At 36.0% G+C, this 18,085-nt stretch carries 16 protein-coding genes; all 16 read left to right on the top strand.

What is annotated here, in order from left to right; all coding sequences use genetic code 11:
- Window positions 1–462 precede the first annotated feature (462 nt).
- The 16 genes from ACQCPR_RS16105 (at window position 463) to glpK (ending at window position 17,863) form a co-directional block, all read left to right on the top strand.
- Window positions 463–1,092, top strand: a complete 630-nt coding sequence (locus tag ACQCPR_RS16105) for a Type 1 glutamine amidotransferase-like domain-containing protein (RefSeq protein WP_340930643.1) — start codon at window positions 463–465, stop codon at window positions 1,090–1,092.
- A 77-nt stretch (window positions 1,093–1,169) separates the two neighbouring features.
- Window positions 1,170–1,733: a thioredoxin family protein gene (locus tag ACQCPR_RS16100; protein WP_241598292.1), complete on the top strand. Its 564-nt coding sequence runs from the start codon at window positions 1,170–1,172 to the stop codon at window positions 1,731–1,733.
- Window positions 1,734–1,860: 127 nt separating this feature from the next.
- A complete protein-coding gene (locus ACQCPR_RS16095) occupies window positions 1,861–2,772 on the top strand; it encodes a diacylglycerol kinase (protein ID WP_241598293.1) in 912 nt (303 codons plus the stop codon).
- 271 nt (window positions 2,773–3,043) lie between these two features.
- Entirely contained in the window at window positions 3,044–4,390 is a 1,347-nt protein-coding gene (locus ACQCPR_RS16090; protein ID WP_241598294.1) for a cytochrome ubiquinol oxidase subunit I, read from the top strand.
- Window positions 4,387–5,415: a cytochrome d ubiquinol oxidase subunit II gene (locus ACQCPR_RS16085; RefSeq protein WP_093495211.1), complete on the top strand. Its 1,029-nt coding sequence runs from the start codon at window positions 4,387–4,389 to the stop codon at window positions 5,413–5,415. The genes ACQCPR_RS16090 and ACQCPR_RS16085 overlap by 4 nt, the downstream gene beginning before the upstream one ends.
- A 14-nt stretch (window positions 5,416–5,429) precedes the next feature.
- Window positions 5,430–5,534 (top strand): cytochrome bd oxidase small subunit CydS, encoded by a 105-nt coding sequence (gene cydS, locus ACQCPR_RS16080; protein WP_416235963.1) that lies wholly within the window; start codon window positions 5,430–5,432, stop codon window positions 5,532–5,534.
- A 298-nt stretch (window positions 5,535–5,832) separates the two neighbouring features.
- Window positions 5,833–6,540, top strand: coding sequence for a YjjG family noncanonical pyrimidine nucleotidase (locus tag ACQCPR_RS16075; protein ID WP_427137537.1), 708 nt, complete (start codon window positions 5,833–5,835; stop codon window positions 6,538–6,540).
- Window positions 6,541–6,668: 128 nt separating this feature from the next.
- A complete protein-coding gene (locus ACQCPR_RS16070; protein WP_090568045.1) occupies window positions 6,669–6,995 on the top strand; it encodes a YckD family protein in 327 nt (108 codons plus the stop codon).
- Between the two features lie 266 nt (window positions 6,996–7,261).
- On the top strand, window positions 7,262–8,623 hold the full coding sequence (gene rlmD / locus ACQCPR_RS16065; protein WP_427137536.1) for a 23S rRNA (uracil(1939)-C(5))-methyltransferase RlmD: 1,362 nt from the start codon (window positions 7,262–7,264) through the stop codon (window positions 8,621–8,623).
- Between the two features lie 171 nt (window positions 8,624–8,794).
- The gene (locus ACQCPR_RS16060; RefSeq protein WP_427137535.1) at window positions 8,795–9,055 is read left to right on the top strand and encodes a hypothetical protein; all 261 of its coding nucleotides are present in this window, start codon (window positions 8,795–8,797) and stop codon (window positions 9,053–9,055) included.
- A 162-nt stretch (window positions 9,056–9,217) separates the two neighbouring features.
- Window positions 9,218–10,693, top strand: a complete 1,476-nt coding sequence (locus ACQCPR_RS16055; RefSeq protein WP_427137534.1) for a BCCT family transporter — start codon at window positions 9,218–9,220, stop codon at window positions 10,691–10,693.
- Window positions 10,694–10,733: 40 nt separating this feature from the next.
- Window positions 10,734–11,396, top strand: coding sequence for a hypothetical protein (locus ACQCPR_RS16050; protein ID WP_093495199.1), 663 nt, complete (start codon window positions 10,734–10,736; stop codon window positions 11,394–11,396).
- Window positions 11,397–11,933: 537 nt separating this feature from the next.
- Window positions 11,934–12,785, top strand: a complete 852-nt coding sequence (locus tag ACQCPR_RS16045; protein WP_427137533.1) for a DegV family protein — start codon at window positions 11,934–11,936, stop codon at window positions 12,783–12,785.
- 523 nt (window positions 12,786–13,308) lie between these two features.
- On the top strand, window positions 13,309–13,842 hold the full coding sequence (locus ACQCPR_RS16040) for a glycerol-3-phosphate responsive antiterminator (RefSeq protein WP_269922250.1): 534 nt from the start codon (window positions 13,309–13,311) through the stop codon (window positions 13,840–13,842).
- A gap of 281 nt (window positions 13,843–14,123) precedes the next feature.
- Complete coding sequence (locus tag ACQCPR_RS16035; protein WP_427137532.1) at window positions 14,124–16,142, top strand: alpha/beta fold hydrolase; 2,019 nt, start codon at window positions 14,124–14,126, stop codon at window positions 16,140–16,142.
- Window positions 16,143–16,372: 230 nt separating this feature from the next.
- On the top strand, window positions 16,373–17,863 hold the full coding sequence (gene glpK, locus ACQCPR_RS16030) for a glycerol kinase GlpK (RefSeq protein ID WP_427137531.1): 1,491 nt from the start codon (window positions 16,373–16,375) through the stop codon (window positions 17,861–17,863).
- Window positions 17,864–18,085 lie beyond the last annotated feature (222 nt).

Here is an 18,085-nt window from a genome sequence, read left to right as displayed (position 1 = left end):
AGCAAGTAAAAGCATCAACTCCGCAAGTAAACCGGTCTCGAGCGCAAGTATCTAGCCAACTCCGCAAGTAAATCCACCTCGAGCGCAAGTAAAACCCATCCCACCGCAAGTAAACCCAAATAAGGAAGCTTTTCACCAAGGCAAAAAGCAAAGAGTATTTAAATCTTCCAGATAATCCCTTTTAGCAAGCAAAAGCATCTACTCCGCAAGTAAACCGATTCCGAGCGCAAGTATCTAACCAACTCCGCAAGTAAATCCACCTCGAGCGCAAGTAAAGCCCATCCCACCGCAAGTAAACCCACTTATAGAAGGTTTTTCTTATATATAATCGGTGCTCTCTCGTATAGCATACAAGCCTCTCATTCACCCATATTTTAGGGATACAAAAACTAAATAGTATTTATTTCGATGTGTGTTGATGCTATGATGAAAGAATATTTTACGTAATGGGGAGTATGCAAAGTGGAGTTATGTTTTATTGGTGGTGGGCACGTTTTAAAAGGTGAGTTGGATGAAGTATTTGAAGAATTGTCGAAGAGGATTAAACCAAATTCGAAAGTTTTAGTTGTTCCTTTTGCAACGGAAATTTCAAAGTATGATAGCTGGATGGAAAGTTTAATACAGGTTTTCTCTAACATTTCAAATGTTAGACTAGATTTATTACATGAGGAACTTTCCACAAAAGAAATGGTTTCGATGATAAATGAGAGTGATGTTCTATATTTAATAGGTGGCAGACCAGAAAAGTTACTCAAGATAATCGAAGAAAAAGAACTTTCTTCAAGCATTAGAAATTATCCTAGGTTACAAATTGGTTATAGTGCAGGTGCTTTGGCATTTTGCCGGGAATGTATTTTAACAAAAGACGATGATTATCCAGAGTCGTTAGTGATAAAAGGTTTAGGTTTAGTAAACTTTAGCGTGGAAGTACATTATAACGAAGCATCTGATGATGAATTATTTGCACTTTCCACTGAACGTACTATTTATGCTCTCCCAGATGGAGGCGCCATTTTTTATAGGGATGGAGAAATACATAAAAAAGTGAATGACGTTATTTTATTTCAAGCGAAGAAGAAATCAATAGTATAAAAAGGTTATGGAATAGTCTAGCTTGTTTGAATAACGATTGAAAACGAAGTATACTTAGAAAAAAGGAGGCAACTCACTTGTCTACAGAACAACAATATTTTGAAAATGCAAAGCCACTAACTCAATATATGGATGATATGACTACGAAGAAAGAAGAATCTTTCAGCATCTACAATAAATTCGATGTACCCGCAGATGATGAATTTATTGAAGTATTAAAGGAAAAAACACCACATATACTAGTTATTACAGAAGACTGGTGTGGCGATGCGATGATGAATAATGCTATTTTACGTAAAATTGCAGAGGCTGCTAATATTGAAGTACGTGCTGTTTATCGCGATGAAAACTTGGATTTAATAGATCAGCATTTAACAAATGGTGGCCGTTCAATTCCTGTTTATTTGTTGTTAAATAGAGAAGGTGAAGTGGTTTCTAAATGGGGTCCACGCGCAGAGTTAGTTCAACAGTTCGTAATGGATGGTAGAGCAAAGTTTCCTGCAAAAGAAGATCCTTCTTTTGAGGAAGTACAAAAAGAATTTTATGCGCAAATGACTAATGAGTTTGTCAGCAATCAGGAATTTCATCTAGCTGTATATGAAAGCATACGTAATACTTGGATTCAAGCACTACAAAAATAAAATATTACTAACCATATTCCTAAAGGAGTCGGCTAGAGTCGACTCTTTTAATAGTGTCATGGAACTTTTTGTAATGATATATAGTCTTTATGAGAAGTAAGTATTGTGAAGCAGAAAGGAAATAAGTATGAAACGTGCAAGAATTATCTATAATCCAACTTCCGGAAGAGAGTTATTTAAAAAACATTTACCAGAGGTTTTGGAAAGCTTAGAGATCGCTGGATATGAAACATCATGTCATGCGACCACAGCTGAAGGTGATGCCATCGAGGCAGCGAAGAAGGCGGTAGAAAATGGCTTTGATATTATCATTGCATCTGGAGGAGATGGAACGCTTAATGAGGTAGTTGCAGGTGTAAGTGAATTTGAGAAACGTCCTAAAATTGGGCTAATTCCGATGGGAACGACAAATGACTTTGCTAGAGCTGTTCATATTCCAAGAGACATAAAAAAAGCAGTGGATATTATTATTAAAGGTGATTCGATTCCAGTGGATGTAGGCTTAGTTAATGATCGCTATTTTATTAATATTGCTGGTGGCGGTCGAATTACGGAACTTACTTACGAAGTACCGAGCAAACTTAAAACGATGCTTGGGCAGCTTGCCTATTATTTAAAAGGTATAGAGATGCTTCCATCGATCAACGCAACAAAGGTTAGAATTGAATATGATGGGGAAGTATTTGAAGACGAAGTAATGATGTTCTTAGTTGGTTTAACGAATTCAGTAGGTGGATTTGAAAAACTTGCTCCAAATTCGAGTATTAACGATGGGTTATTTTCTTTATTGATTCTAAAAAAAGTGAACATTGCTGAATTTATTCGTGTAGCGTCTTTAGCCTTACGCGGAGATCATTTAGCAGATCCACATGTGATTCATAAAAAAGCAAAACATATTAAAGTTACTTCTGATGATAAAGTTCTTCTTAATCTAGACGGGGAATACGGTGGGAATATTCCTGCAACATTCCAAAATTTATATAGACATATAGAGGTCTTTGTTCCAATCGATGAAATTCGAGAACAGGATAGACCGTAAGCAAAAGCTCAGCATTATATATGTTGAGCTTTTTTGTATGCAATTTTAAAGCCTTAGAAAATCGAAATTCCCTGCCTAGCTATCATAATTTTGTATTACCTTCATAATAATAAAGTTCAATAACTTTTATTTTGGGTATTATGTAGGTAAAGGAGTGAAGCACATGTATAAGAAACAGGAAAAGTATTTAATGTGGCTTGCTTTTATTGTGGCAGGAATCATGATGCTATCGATTGCGGGGAGAATATTTGGTAATTAGAAAGGGGGAAGAATGATGAATGAAGAATCCGTATTTTTTAGTCGCGTACTAACCGAATTGACCTTATCGTTTCATATTATTTACGCAACTATTGGTGTTGGTGTTCCTTTAATGATTATGATAGCCCAATGGGTAGGTATTAAAAAGAATGATGAACATTACATATTACTAGCAAGAAGATGGGCAAGAGGATTCGTAATTACTGTAGCGGTTGGTGTAGTGACTGGAACAGCGATTGGTATGCAACTTTCTTTACTCTGGCCGAACTTTATGGAACTAGCGGGAAATATTATTGCCCTTCCACTATTTATGGAGACATTTGCTTTCTTTTTTGAAGCTATTTTCCTAGGAATTTACTTATACACATGGGATCGATTTGAGAATCAAAAGAAGCATCTTCTGTTACTTATTCCAGTAGCTGTTGGAGCATCATTTTCCGCTGTTTTTATCACAATTGTAAATGCATTTATGAATGCACCCCAAGGGTTTGATGTATTAAATGGAGAGTTAGTGAATATTAGCCCACTGCTAGCTATGTTCAATCCTGCTATGCCCACAAAGGTAGCACATGTAGTAGTGACTGCGTATATGACGTCTGCATTTGTGTTAGCGGCAATTGCAGCTTTCCGTTTATTGAAAGGCTCGAATCATATATATCATAAAAAAGCATTATTCTTAACGATGAAGGTTGGCTTAGTATTCTCAATTGCTACTGCTATTATTGGTGACTTTTCAGGGAAATATTTAGCTGAATATCAGCCAGAAAAGCTAGCAGCTGCGGAATGGCATTTTGAAACGGAAGAAAGTGCACCACTAATTTTATATGGAATCTTAGATGATGGAGAAGTGAAGTATGCGATAGAAATACCTTTTGCTTTAAGTATTCTAGCGCATTTTAATCCGACTGCTGAAGTAATTGGTTTAGATCAGTTCCCTGCAGATGAAACACCACCGTTATATATCCACTATCTTTTCGATATTATGGTGACGATTGGTATGTCGATGGTAGTACTTTCGGGATTATACTGGCTAGGTACGAAGCTAAAATGGGCATTTGTTAACTCCAAGTGGTATCGTTGGCTCATTGTTCTAGGTGGACCGGCATCAATTATAGCGATTGAAGCAGGATGGTGGCTTGCAGAAGTCGGAAGGCAACCTTGGATTCTAAGAGGTATTATGCGAGTCGAAGATGCTGCAACGACCAGTCCCCATGTGGATATTATGCTCATACTATTTGCAGGACTGTACTTGGTACTTGGTATCGGAAGTATTGTAGTTTTAACACGTATGTTTAGGAAAAACCCAGTGGAACAGGAAATAGAGGATAGACATGTAGAAAAAGGCGGTGATATATTATGACATTAGAAATCATCGGAATCTTTGTGTTATGGACGTTTCTTTTTGGCTATTTGGTCGTTGCATCTATAGACTTTGGCGCAGGTTTTTTTAATGCTTACAGTTTACTCACTGGTAAGCAACGAATTCTAACGAATATTATACAGCGCTACTTGTCACCAGTTTGGGAAGTAACGAATGTGTTTCTTGTATTTTTCTTTGTTGGCATTATCGGATTTTTCCCGAAGACTGCTTTTTATTATGGTACGACCTTACTAGTACCTGCGAGTATAGCGTTAATATTACTTGCAATCCGTGGCTCCTACTATGCTTTTGAAACGTATGGTTCTAGAGGGCATAAGGGATATTCATTTATGTATGGTCTTGCTGGTCTATTTATCCCAGCAGCACTTTCCATTGTATTAACTATTTCAGAGGGCGGCTTTGTTCATATGATTAATGAATCACCAACTCTCGATTATGAAGCGCTATTTACAAGTCCTCTCACATGGTCGATTGTAGTGCTAAGCCTTTCTTCTGTTTTGTATATTTCATCAGTGTTTTTGACCTGGTATGCCAATAAAGCAGGTGATTTAGATGCAACAAGGCTGATGAGAAAGTATGCGCTCATTTGGGCACTTCCCACCATTATAACAGCGGGCGGAATTATGGTGGAGCTCCGTTCACATAATCTGGAGCACTATGAAAATATGCTCGATATATGGTGGGCATTTGCATTGTCGTTATTGCTCTTTATCGGAACAGTATGGTTATTATGGTCGAAACGAAGTTACGGACTGGCATTTGTGCTACTAGGAGGGCAATTCTTAATAGCGTTCTTCTCATACGGATTTGCGCATCTTCCATATTTATTGTATCCACACTTAACGATATATGACAGCTTTACAAATGAAGCGATGGCTATTGCCTTAATCGTCGCTTTTATAGCTGGGCTTGCTCTGTTAATCCCATCGTTGTATTTATTACTAAGATTATTTTTATTCAATAAAGACTATGTACGTGGAAAAAAAGAAAATAACCACGCGTAAGGAGGAGAGATTATATGACAGAGTTTATGATATTTTACGCACCATTCATCGTATTAATCGGCTCCATTATCGTAGCCTTTTGGGCTGCTTCTAGGGACGGAGCAGTGAAGGACGAATAAAAGGTAATGACCTCAATCGTATAGATTGAGGTCATTTTTTATATTGAGGATAGCCCTAAAAAGATTAAAATAGCCCATAGACAATTAAATAGATCCCATAAATCTAAAAATCTCCACTAAAACTTGCACTAAAACCCTAAAATTTATTAAAATAGCCCATAACTTATCAAATATAGCTCATAAAATACATTTTTGCCAATAAAATAGTCTCTTAATACTGGATAACAATAAAGGCTATTCCAGTATTATATTAAACTTAATATGCTAAAATTATAGGAGTATGAAAGGTGGAATTTATATGAGATACGATGTACTATTGTTTGACTTGGATGATACATTGCTCGATTTTGGAATGACTGAACAGAATGCACTCCGTCTTTTATTTGAAGAGTATGGACTTCCAAATGGTTTAGAAGATTATTTTACTAGTTATAAATCGATTAGTAAGGTGTTATGGGATGACCTTGAGTATGGTCGCACATCTTTAGCAGAATTAAAGGTCGAACGTTTTAAACGATTATTTATAGAACATTCCTTAGATATAGATCCGATACTATGCGGTCAAAAGTACATAGAAAATTTAGGAAAAGAAGTTCATATGATTGATGGAGTAGAGGAATTGTTTGCAAGCTTAACAGATTTTCGAATTGCACTCCTTACTAATGGATTTAAAGACGCCCAACATGCTAGAGTAAATGGCTCGGCATTAAAAAATCTCTTTGAAATCATAATTACCTCTGAAGAAACAGGATTTCAAAAACCGCAAAAAGAAATTTTTGCATATGCATTAGAACGACTTCAAATTTCCGATCCATCGCGTGTATTAATGATAGGAGATTCACTTTCATCCGACATCCAAGGTGGAAATAATTTTGGAATTGATACATGTTGGTTTAATCCAAAAAGAAAACTAAATCATACTGATATCCAACCGACATTTGAAATTCATACCTGGGATCAGTTATCAAAAATCGTAAACAAGCAAATTACAGAAGTAAAACAATAATTAAGGGACCTCAAAATTGAGGTTTTTTTGTTTATATCCACCTTTAGAAACTATACAGTTTTTCAAAAAAAGGATAAATGATGTCAAATAGCACACGATAAAACAAAACAAGAGAGGAGGAAATGTAAATGAGTAAACGTTGGTTAAGTGTAATGACAGCGATTTTAATGACTGTTGGGTTGATGGGTTTGACGTCAATGGAGGCAAAGGCCGACATGCCAACAGATGTAAAATTAACGTCGGAGCAGCAAGAAGAGATGAAGGCCTTACAACAAGAAGCTCTTAAGCAAAAGAAAGAAATTATCAACAAATACGTTGAGTACGGCGTCTTTTCGAAAGAAAAAGGTCAAAAAATAATAACTCATTTAGAGCAACGTTATATAAAAATGGAACAGAATGGGTTTGTTCCAATCTTTCATGACGACTATAAAAGACATCGAAGTAAAGAATCCTAACCAATAAAGTATTAGCAACCAAAGTAATAATTTTGGTTGCTTTTTTTGATTTTTAGCGTAAGTTAAAATGTATGGAATTTCACGAGAAACTTTATGCAGAAAGCTAATCGTATTCCAGGAAAAGCAATAAATCGAGCTAGAAGACCCCAAAAATACATATACAGATAAAATAACGGAAAAATATATGATTATGCGTATGAGTCAGCAGACTTGTACGCATTCTTTTTGGTATAATGAATCAATCATAACTAGAACGGAGTTTAACATTGAATACACCAGTACAAAAAAATGATCAGTTAACAGTCCATATTGAAGATTTAACACATGACGGAGCAGGAGTCGCAAAGGTCGATGGATATCCTCTATTTATAACTGGAGGCTTACCGAACGAAACTGTCGAAGTACATGTGCTAAAAACATTAAAAAACTATGGCTTTGCCAAATTGAAAAATATCGTGGAACCTTCACCATTTCGTGTAGAAGCACCATGCCCAGTGTTTTATGAATGTGGGGGCTGTCAGCTTCAGCATATGACGTATGAAGGGCAGCTTGAGTGGAAAGAAAGTATGGTTCGCAATGTCATGAAACGTATAGGGAAGATAGATGCGCCTGTGCTTCCTGTAAAAGGCATGGACAAGCCGTGGGAATACCGCAACAAATCTCAAATTCCATTCGATTTAGAAGATGGTGAAGTAATCGCAGGATTCTATCAATCGAAATCACATCGAATTGCAGACACGAATACTTGTTTAATACAAACAGATGAAGCAGATAGATTACTAAGAGCAGTAAAAGAAAATGCGTTGAAACTAGATTTAATTCCATACAATGAAGAAACGAAAAAAGGCCAGCTTCGCCACCTAGTCGTACGTAAAGGACGAGCAACTGGAGAAGTGATGGTTGTACTAGTAACGAAGCATGCGAAATTATCGAAGCAAGAGGAAATTATTCAGTTCATTCGTGAAGTAGAGCCGAATGTGAAATCGATTGTTCATAATGTAAATAACCGAAACACAAATGTGATCTTTGGAAATGAAACAAACGTTATCTGGGGCAAAGCTGTTATTGAAGACTTAATCGGAGATGTTCGCTTTGAAATTTCGGCTCGCTCATTTTATCAAGTAAATCCAGAACAAACTGAAGTACTTTATAAACAAGCTTTGGATTATGCTCAGCTTACAGGTGATGAAACAGTTGTTGATGCTTATTGTGGTATTGGTACAATCTCTCTATTCTTAGCACAAAAAGCAAAACAAGTACTTGGTGTAGAAATTGTTCCACAGGCTATTGAAGATGCAAAAAGAAATGCGGAGCTGAACGGTTTTACTAATACTTATTTTGAGGCTGGTCCTGCAGAGGAAGTTATACCTAAATGGTACAAAGAAGGAAAACAAGCGGATGTCTTGGTAGTTGATCCGCCAAGAAAGGGCTGTGACGAAGCACTACTTACGACAATTATTGAGCAACGTCCTAAGCGTGTTGTTTATGTTTCTTGTAACCCTGCCACCCTTGCTCGTGATTTGAGAATTTTAGAAGATGGCGGCTATAAAACAAAAGAGGTTCAACCAGTGGATATGTTCCCGCAATCAACGCATTGTGAAGTGGTTACTTGGTTAGAGTTGTTATAAGAAACTTTTAAGAGCGGATTCTGATTAGTAGAATTCGTTCTTTTGTTGTTTTAAAAAGGAGTAAAGATGTTTTATTGTTGAAGTTATTGAACGAAATAGGCTATTGGGCATGCACACTTGAATGGCGGATTTATATGAGCGAGTGATAGCCTGGAACGCTATAAGTCTTTAATGAAAATAGGTGTCACCGAGAAATTAATAAACAAAGCAATATTGCGACAAATTTTAATCTATTTTTTAGTACCACTAGGTTTGGCAATTGTTCATTCAATAGTAGGAATAATTGCAGTTAGTAATATTTTTACATTCCATTACCAAAGTATATTAGTAAGTTCTTTAATCCTTATACTAATCTATAGCGGATATTTTTATGCAACATATGTTGGTGTAAAAAATGGCTATGATAAAGTTGAAATAACATGGTGGCAATAGGTTTAGTGGATTTTAGTTGAATACTGAAGTGTGTTTTATGTTCCCCTGGTCTAATAGTCGGGGGATTTTTTGAACTCCGATGAGGATTAATGAATATCTGATACTCATGCATAGAGATAGATAAGAATACACACCCTGTTATTAGTAAAGAATGGGGGAGTTTTGTTGCATATTACAAAAGTATTTTGGTATGCCATTACTATATGTATTGCAATTGTGCTTTTGGGAACTCTTGCTCCCGATTATTTAAATGAATTTACCGCATCCGTGACCGATTTTATTTCTAATCAGTTTGGATGGTTTTACACACTTGTTATCGTTTCACTAATCAGTTTTTGTATTTATATGATGTTCTCACGTTTTGGTAATATAAAGCTGGGAAAAGATGATGATGAACCGGATTTCAGCTTGCCTGCCTGGTTTGCGATGTTATTTAGTGCAGGTATGGGAATCGGACTCATGTTTTTTACGACAGCAGAGACCATCTCCCATGCTTTTATAAAATCACCAAACGCGGAGCCGGGTTCGGAGCAGGCGATTTTGGAATCGCTTCAATACACTTCGTTACATTGGGGTTTCCACGGCTGGGGATTATACGCTGTAGTTGCACTAATCTTTGCTTATTTTAAATTCCGTGTAGGCGCTCCTGGTTTGATCAGCGCAACTCTTGAACCGCTATTCGGCAAAAAAATGATGCGCGGCACGGTTGGCCGAGTAGTCGATACACTTGCTATTTTTGCTACAGTGGTCGGCGTTGCCTCTACACTTGGATTTGGCTCGGCCCAAATCAACAGTGGGTTAACCTTTTTATTTAACGCACCGAATGCTTTTTGGTTTCAACTAATTATTTTAGTTGTAGCCACTGTCATTTTCATCGCATCCGCATGGTCAGGTATTGGAAACGGCATTAAATATCTAAGTTCGATCAACTTGTGGCTCGCACTTTTACTGTTGCTTGCACTATTTATCGTAGGGCCAACAATGTATATTACAAATATGTTTGTAACGACAATCGGTAATTATATAAGCAACTTTATACAAATGAGTTTCGATTTAAAGCCAGTAAACGAAGCTCAAAGGGGCTGGGTTAACGACTGGACCATCTTTTATTGGTCATGGTGGATATCATGGGCACCATTTGTTGGAATGTTTATTGCGCGTGTATCAAAGGGACGTACAATTAGACAATTTATAATTGGTGTATTAATCGCCCCTACCCTTGTGACGTTCATTTTTTTCGCTGTTTTTGGTGGGTCAGCATTGAACTTAGAACAACATGGCATTGCCAAACTGTCCAAATTGGCTACAGAAACAGTAACATTCGGCATGTATGAACATTATCCAATTGGTATGATACTATCTTTTTTGACGATAGTTGTGATTGCGATATTTTTCATTACATCTGCCGATTCAGCAACATTCGTACTCGGTATGTTTAGTACAGGAGGACAACTTAATCCATCAAACGTCGTGAAAATAGTTTGGGGCCTGCTTCTCTCAGCGATGGCTGCAATTGTTATGTACTCCGGCGGTCTTGACGGTTTTCAAAATATGCTCATAATTGCAGCACTCCCATTTTCTATTATTCTTATTCTAATGGTCATATCGTTTTACAAAACAATCAAACGAACCGAATGATTGGAGATCAACAATATTTTACAGCGAGGTGGAATGATAAATGAAGCTTGTAAACGTACGTAAAGGCCAATTTGTTTATTATCAAAATAAATTGCATAAAGTGTATTCAGTAAAGGCATTTTTTAAACAGTCAATTCATCTCATTCGCCTTGAGAATTTTAAACAACAGCTTGCTATGGCGAAAGAAATTGATTTTTATAAGCCTAAACATTTAGATAGTTTTGCTTACAATCAAAAACGTTTTACACTCAATAAGGACGTCAAGGCTAAAGTCGGTGATTACATTTTAGTGATCAATCCAAAACCTGATTCGCTGGATCATCACCATCTCAATGCTATTGAAATCGTATCCTCGGTTGAAAGAAATGGCGTGATTAGTAATCTGTCGAATGGAATCAGACACGATGAATACTGGGTGATGGTTCCTGGACTTGAGGATGGCGCGACGATTATCGACTTACAGGACCCGAATGCAGAAATGGCTGAGGAGTTGGAATCACAACCGGTAGAAACCGATTTGTCGGAAACGTATACACCTAGAATTGGCGATGTCTATCAAAAAAATGACAGTGATCCAATCGTGCAAGCAATGGTTGTTTCCATTCAAGGGCAGAATGTTTATCTAGGTGGCAATTTAGAAGTAGAAATGTCCATATTAACCGACAATGAAAAGTGGAGTTATGTGCTAAATGTGATGGACTAATGCGAGCGAGGTAGGAGCGGATGGCTACACACTTATTAACCTAATTTCCTCCTCCTACCCCTTCTCCTTACTAAACTTAGGGAAAAAAAGGGAATCACAACTTTATTGTAACTCGAAAAGAATGGGAGCAAAGAGTGTGAAAAGAACGTTTGGTCTCAAGACTTTTAGTTAACCGTGAAATGAGGGTTTGGACGATTTATAGATGGAACATTAATTCAATAAATTAATAAAGCAGATTGTTTAGAAGTGCAATGATGCATTTCTAAACCGACTGCTTTTACATTTATACTAGTTTTAAATCATGAATGGTGGTGGTAAGTAAGTATTGTAGAATTAGTTTGAGAAGAATAGATGATTTTACATTATAGAGAAGCTTAATAGACCTTGTTTTAAATGTCTACATTAGTGTTGGTATTCCATTACTCGCTAAAATTTTCTGATTATTTAATGAATAATATCCCTTTCTAGTGTATATTTAGGATATATAAATAACTAATTACGCAGCAGGACAGTTGCGTTAGTTGAAAGGAATGTTCAATGAAAAGGATTATTTTTTCGACAGAGAGTGGAGCGGATTTACCGAAGGACCTGGTTGAAAAATATCAAATTCAAGTCGTACCCATGCACGTCATTATGGACGGGAAGGATTATTTAGATGGTGAGCTATCGGTAGAGGAAGTTTTTGATTATCATAGTCGCACAAAAAAAATACCATCTACTACAGCAACGAATGTACATGAGTATCATGAATTGTTTACAAAAATTAGAATAGATTTTCCAGATAGCATCATTATTCACATTGGATATACCTCTAAAGCATCTGCGTCCTTTCAGAGTGCGTTAATTGCCGCGGAAGGTTTTGAAGATCTTTTTTTCATTGATGCACTAAACGTTACAGGTGGATTAGCTGCAATCGTGATGTATGCGGCAACTTTACTCGAGGAAGAACCTTCCATTAGTCATGTTCACTTAATAGAAAAAATAGAATCTGTGGTTCCTAAAACAAGATTGGCTTTCCTTCCCGGTAGTTTAGACTTTCTCAGAGCGGGTGGACGGGTAAGTAATGTAGCTTATATTGGAGGGTTATTATTAAAAATAAAGCCCTGTATAGAGTTAATAGAAGGAAAGCTTGTTTCCACTAGAAAATATCGTGGGAGTATGAACATTGTGGCGGAAAAGCTCATGCGAGATTTCTTAAATCAATACGATATTGATAGAAAACAGCTGTATTTGATCTACTCTATCGGACTAGATGAGAGTATTAAGAGTCGAATGAATGAAATTGCAAATGAAACAGGTTTCGAGAAAGTAACATGGATGCAAGCTGGCGCAATGATTTCTACCCATGCAGGACCTGGTGGTTTTGGAATTGCAGGAATGGAATGTTAGAAATAATTACTATTAATTATACTTAACATATAAAATTATCTATAATTTGCGCTCGCATGGTGTACTAAGAATATATTAGCTCTGTGTCTAAACCGAACCGAGCATATATTAAAGATTTATTTATATTTTTCAAGGAAGAGCTTTTTCTTTAGAAAAAAGTTTAGTTAAAAGAAATTTAATTTGGCTGAATTTTATGGGCTATAAATGAAGGAATCACTAAAATAATTAATCTATAAGTATATGAAAATTTCATTTATAATTTTATAACTAATATTACTTTGTGTGTGCAGTTATAAAATTTGGAATATAAAACCTAACCTCAACAAAAGTAACTGTAGGAATGAATTAGATTTAATCCGTTTTATCAATATAAAATAAGGGGAATTGAATTTATTCCCAATGGGGAGTAATATACTTAAAGTAGAAATGAACTAGAGGGTAACAGTTAGTCGCGTTTGTAGAAAAAAGCTTGTTAGAAAATCGTTAATATTTGTTATGAAATATTCCATATTGGGGTGATTGTTTGTTTAATGGTGTGATACCAGCTATTCGTAATATGAAGGATTTCGAGAAAGTACTTAAAACAGATCATGAATACATCATTTTTTTAGAGTCTCGTCTCTCACAGGTAGAGAGTATTGTTAAGTATGCTAAGCAGAATAAGAAAAAAGTGTTAATGCATGCAGATCTTATTCAAGGGTTAAAAGCAGATGAATATGGACTTGAATATTTAATTAATAATGTGAAGGTGGACGGGATAATTTCAACGAGAGTAAACTTTGTTGCTTCTGCAAAAAAAAATAATCTAATAGGTATTCAACGTTTATTTGCATTAGACAGTCATGCACTTGATCATAATTTAAAAGTTTGTAAAAAAATTCAACCAGATTATATAGAGGTTCTACCAGGCATCATTCCTAGTATTTTGAAGGAAATTCACGATAAAACAGGAATTCCAGTTATTGCTGGCGGACTAATTCGTACAAAAGATGATGTTGAAAATTCTTTGAATAGTGGTGCTTTTGCAGTTACAACCTCTAATACAGATCTTTGGTAAGAGAGTTATTTAAAAATACTAAATAAGGTTTGACAGCGTTTTCAAGAAAATATATACTAGCTATTAAGTTAATAATTTGTGAAGAGAACAGGAGACACATTATTTCCTTGAATGCAATTTATTCAAGGGGATTTTAATGTGTCTTTTTTTGTTCTCTAAATACCTTATTAAAAACAAACCAAAATGGGGGTGGAAAGGAGGTCATTGTATTACGTTTTGGGAATTCTGAATACAATATTTTTAAGTAGAGTACTATTTTAAAATTAAGGGGAGGAAATTTTATGAAAAGGTTAAAGAATCCAGTTGTATTGTTAGTGATTTCTTTACTGATAATTTTGGTCGGAAGTTTTACTGCTTCCCAATTTAACAATTCTAGTGGGGATGTTGATGTTTCACGGATTTATTTTGATACGCCAAGAGGGGAACTTTCTGGTCTTTTGTATAAGCCAGATGGAGCCAGTGAACAACCAAAACCAACAATTATAGCAACACATGGCTATTTGAACTCTGCTGAAATGCAGGATGCTCAAGCTATCGAAATGTCAAAAAGAGGTTATGTGGTTTTAGCATTGGATCAATATGATCATGGTCATTCAACAGGTACAATGGAGAAACCAGTTCCATTCTTCTCTTTTTGGCCACATGCAATCTATGATGCTGTTCAATATATGTATGAACAAGATTATGTGTTAAAAGATGAAAATGGAGATGGGATCATTGCAGTTTCAGGTCACTCGATGGGTGGTTTTTCTTCAACTAACGCAGTTATGTTAGATGAAGTTGATTTTCAAACAACGGGAGTTCGTAAAATCCATAGTTCTCTAACAATGGGTTCGGATTATCAATGGTTGAAGACACTTGGATTTACAGATGAACAAATTAACAATTCTTATGGGCCAAGAACTTCTGGAAAAATTGCTGGTCAATATGATGAGTTTTTCTTTGATGCAGCAGCATCAGGAGCTGGAGCACCTGTTGTGAAGAAAGATTATGTTGGCACAGAAGAAGGGTTGGGATTCTTAGGAAATCCAAAAACTCCAAAAGCTGGCGAAGTATATGAAGTTAATGGTGGAAAAAGGGTTATCTATCAACCCAATGAAACACACCCGTGGAATCACTTTTCAAAAACAACTACAGGGTACGCAATTAATTTCTATGAAATGGCATTTGCTGATTACAGCAACCTTGTAACAACTGAAGAAAAAGGACAAACTTGGATGTTTAAAGAGTGGTTCTCGTTCGTGGCACTAATTGGATTCTTTATGATATTTATTCCAATTATTACACTTTTAACTAAGTTACCATTCTTTAATAGCATTTATACGAAAAAAACAGCATCACTTCCTGAAGCAAAAACAAATGGTGCAAAGTTAACAGGCTTACTACTAGTAGTATTCGGTGGGTTATTCCCAGCATTATTCTTCTCTGCTTTATATAGTGGTAATGGTTACGGAATGACATTATTAAGACAAGGTAGTATGATCATAATTGCTTTATCTATCATTGTTCTGATTTACTCATTTGCGAAAAATTTAGAGCGTAATATTAAAACTGGGTCGCTTATTATGCTTGGGTTAGGTATAATTCAATATTTCTACTTAAAGAATCAAGCTGATTTAATTAAGACAACAGAATATTTTGGAGCACCAACTGTAAACCCAATTGTTTTTTGGGCAATCAATGTAGCGATTGTAACCTTAATGATTATGGTCGGATACCACTATTCTTCTAAAAAATCTGAAGGTGCAACAATTGAGAGTTATGGAGTAAAATCAAGTATTAAAACAATCATTGCTTCATTTTTAATAGTGGTTGTAGCTGTTGTTATTGGTTATGCAGTACTTTATCTTGTGGATGCTCTCTTCAAAACTGACTTCCGTATCTGGACATTAGCTGTTAAAACATTTGAAGATCAGCATGTGATCGCATTACTAAAGTATGCACCATTATTCTTCATTTACTACTTTATTATTGGTATATCTGTCAACATGAATACTGCTACTAAAAACTATGACGGATTTAAGGGATATCTTATCTCTATATTCCATTTTATAGGTGGTTTAGTACTTTACTTGGGTTACCAATATGGACTACTGTTTATGACGGGAACGGCAGGATATCCAGGAGAATCATTATCATCGATTATAGTAATTGGACTTGTACCAGTCCTCTTAGTTGCTGCAATCTTTAATCGTTACTTCTATAGAAAGACTGGAAACGTTTATGTAGCAGCTTTTCTTAATACATTATTAATGACAATGATTACACTAGCAAATACAGCACTTTATACAATACTTTAATAGCTTGCGATAATTAAAACATTAAAAAAGAGCAAGGAACAAGTTCCTAAGCTCTTTTTTATACCCACTGGGTTTTGACAGTAATATGTTATAAGCGCTGTCCTTTTATCGAGGTTTTATGTAGCTTGCATACTAGTAGTTACAACTAGATTTTTACTATAAGATTATTATCGAATTAGATTGATAGGCTATTAGTAGAATATAATTTTCACAATTTGGGAGGAAAACATATGGAAAAGTATATTTTAGCTCTTGATCAAGGTACAACAAGTTCTCGTGCTATTATATTCAATAAACAAGGAGAGATAGTCGGAACGGCACAACATGAATTCGAGCAGTTTTTTCCAAAACCAGGCTGGGTGGAACATGACGCAAATGAAATTTGGACTTCAATTCTGGCTTGTATTGCTGAAGTTTTACGTAAGGCAGATATTGATCCTGGGGATATAGCAAGTATTGGAATTTCAAATCAACGCGAAACAACCGTAGTATGGGATAAAAACAGCGGAAAACCAATTTACAAAGCGATTGTTTGGCAGTCTCGTCAAACAGAAGGTATTTGCCGAGAGCTAAGAGGAAAAGGATACAATGATCTTTTTAATGAAAAAACTGGACTGCTTTTAGATCCCTATTTTTCCGGTACAAAGGTAAAATGGATTCTTGATAATGTGAAAGGTGCTAGAGAAAAAGCGGATAATGGCGACTTACTTTTCGGAACAATTGATTCGTGGTTAGTTTACAAGCTATCTGGTGGAAAAGTCCATGTAACAGATTATTCAAATGCATCTCGTACACTAATGTTCAATATTTATGACTTGAAATGGGACGATGAGCTACTAAACATTTTAACAGTACCAAAGAGCATGCTTCCTGAAGTACGTCAATCCTCTGAGGTATATGCAAATACGGTGGACTATCACTTCTTTGGTTACAATGTACCGATTTCAGGTATTGCTGGTGACCAGCAAGCAGCTTTATTTGGGCAGGCTTGCTTTGAAAAAGGAATGGTTAAAAACACTTACGGAACCGGTTGTTTTATGTTGATGAATACTGGTAAGAAAGGCGTTAAATCTAAACATGGTCTTCTAACTACTCTGGCCTGGGGCGTTAATGGAGAAGTAGAATATGCTTTAGAAGGCAGTATTTTTGTAGCAGGTTCTGCAATCCAATGGTTACGTGATGGTTTACGTATGATTGAGAACGCACCTCAAAGTGAAAACTATTCAACTAAAGTTGATTCAGCAGATGGGGTGTACTTTGTTCCAGCATTTGTTGGTTTAGGAACACCTTATTGGGATAGTGACGCTCGAGGTGCTGTTTTTGGACTAACTCGTGGGACAACAAAAGAGCACTTCATCCGTGCAACACTTGAATCACTAGCTTATCAAACAAGAGATGTTTTAGAGGCAATGGTTGCAGATTCTGGAATTGAATTGAAATCTCTTCGTGTTGATGGCGGAGCTGTCAAAAACGACTTCTTAATGCAATTCCAAAGTGATATCTTAGGTGTTCCAGTTGATCGTCCAGTTGTTAATGAAACAACAGCTTTAGGTGCAGCCTTCCTTGCAGGTCTAGCTGTTGGATATTGGTCTGAAAAAGAAGAAATTGCGAAACAGTGGAAGAAACAACAGACATTTACGGAGGAATTAGCCGAAGATAAACGTGAAGAACTATACAAGGGATGGAAGAAAGCAGTCGCTGCAACAAGACAATTTAAATAAGAATATAAAAGATAGGATTTTTACCTTTCTTCACGAAATGAACAACTTTCACCAAGTAAAAAGATTTTGAATCATATTAGTATCGTGATATACTATAAACAAGTTAATATTATGGATGGAGACTTCGAGAGACCAAGTCACTCTACTTTTTTCAGTATTGAAAAGTAGAGTTGATTTGTGGTCTCTTTTTTTGTTTTCTGATATTTCTTGAAACAAAGAGGA

This window comes from Psychrobacillus psychrodurans (genome assembly GCF_050209195.1).
GTDB lineage: Bacteria > Bacillota > Bacilli > Bacillales_A > Planococcaceae > Psychrobacillus > Psychrobacillus psychrodurans.
This window is presented reverse-complemented; position numbering and strand designations above follow the sequence as displayed.

Coding starts and splice junctions, on each gene's coding strand:
- ACQCPR_RS16090 (WP_241598294.1), top strand. CDS start 3,044: ATGATGAATGAAGAATCCGTATTTTTTAGTCGCGTACTAACCGAATTG.
- cydS (WP_416235963.1), top strand. CDS start 5,430: ATGACAGAGTTTATGATATTTTACGCACCATTCATCGTATTAATCGGC.
- ACQCPR_RS16050 (WP_093495199.1), top strand. CDS start 10,734: ATGAAGCTTGTAAACGTACGTAAAGGCCAATTTGTTTATTATCAAAAT.
- ACQCPR_RS16070 (WP_090568045.1), top strand. CDS start 6,669: ATGAGTAAACGTTGGTTAAGTGTAATGACAGCGATTTTAATGACTGTT.
- ACQCPR_RS16035 (WP_427137532.1), top strand. CDS start 14,124: ATGAAAAGGTTAAAGAATCCAGTTGTATTGTTAGTGATTTCTTTACTG.
- ACQCPR_RS16045 (WP_427137533.1), top strand. CDS start 11,934: ATGAAAAGGATTATTTTTTCGACAGAGAGTGGAGCGGATTTACCGAAG.
- ACQCPR_RS16060 (WP_427137535.1), top strand. CDS start 8,795: ATGAAAATAGGTGTCACCGAGAAATTAATAAACAAAGCAATATTGCGA.
- ACQCPR_RS16085 (WP_093495211.1), top strand. CDS start 4,387: ATGACATTAGAAATCATCGGAATCTTTGTGTTATGGACGTTTCTTTTT.
- ACQCPR_RS16075 (WP_427137537.1), top strand. CDS start 5,833: ATGAGATACGATGTACTATTGTTTGACTTGGATGATACATTGCTCGAT.
- ACQCPR_RS16095 (WP_241598293.1), top strand. CDS start 1,861: ATGAAACGTGCAAGAATTATCTATAATCCAACTTCCGGAAGAGAGTTA.
- glpK (WP_427137531.1), top strand. CDS start 16,373: ATGGAAAAGTATATTTTAGCTCTTGATCAAGGTACAACAAGTTCTCGT.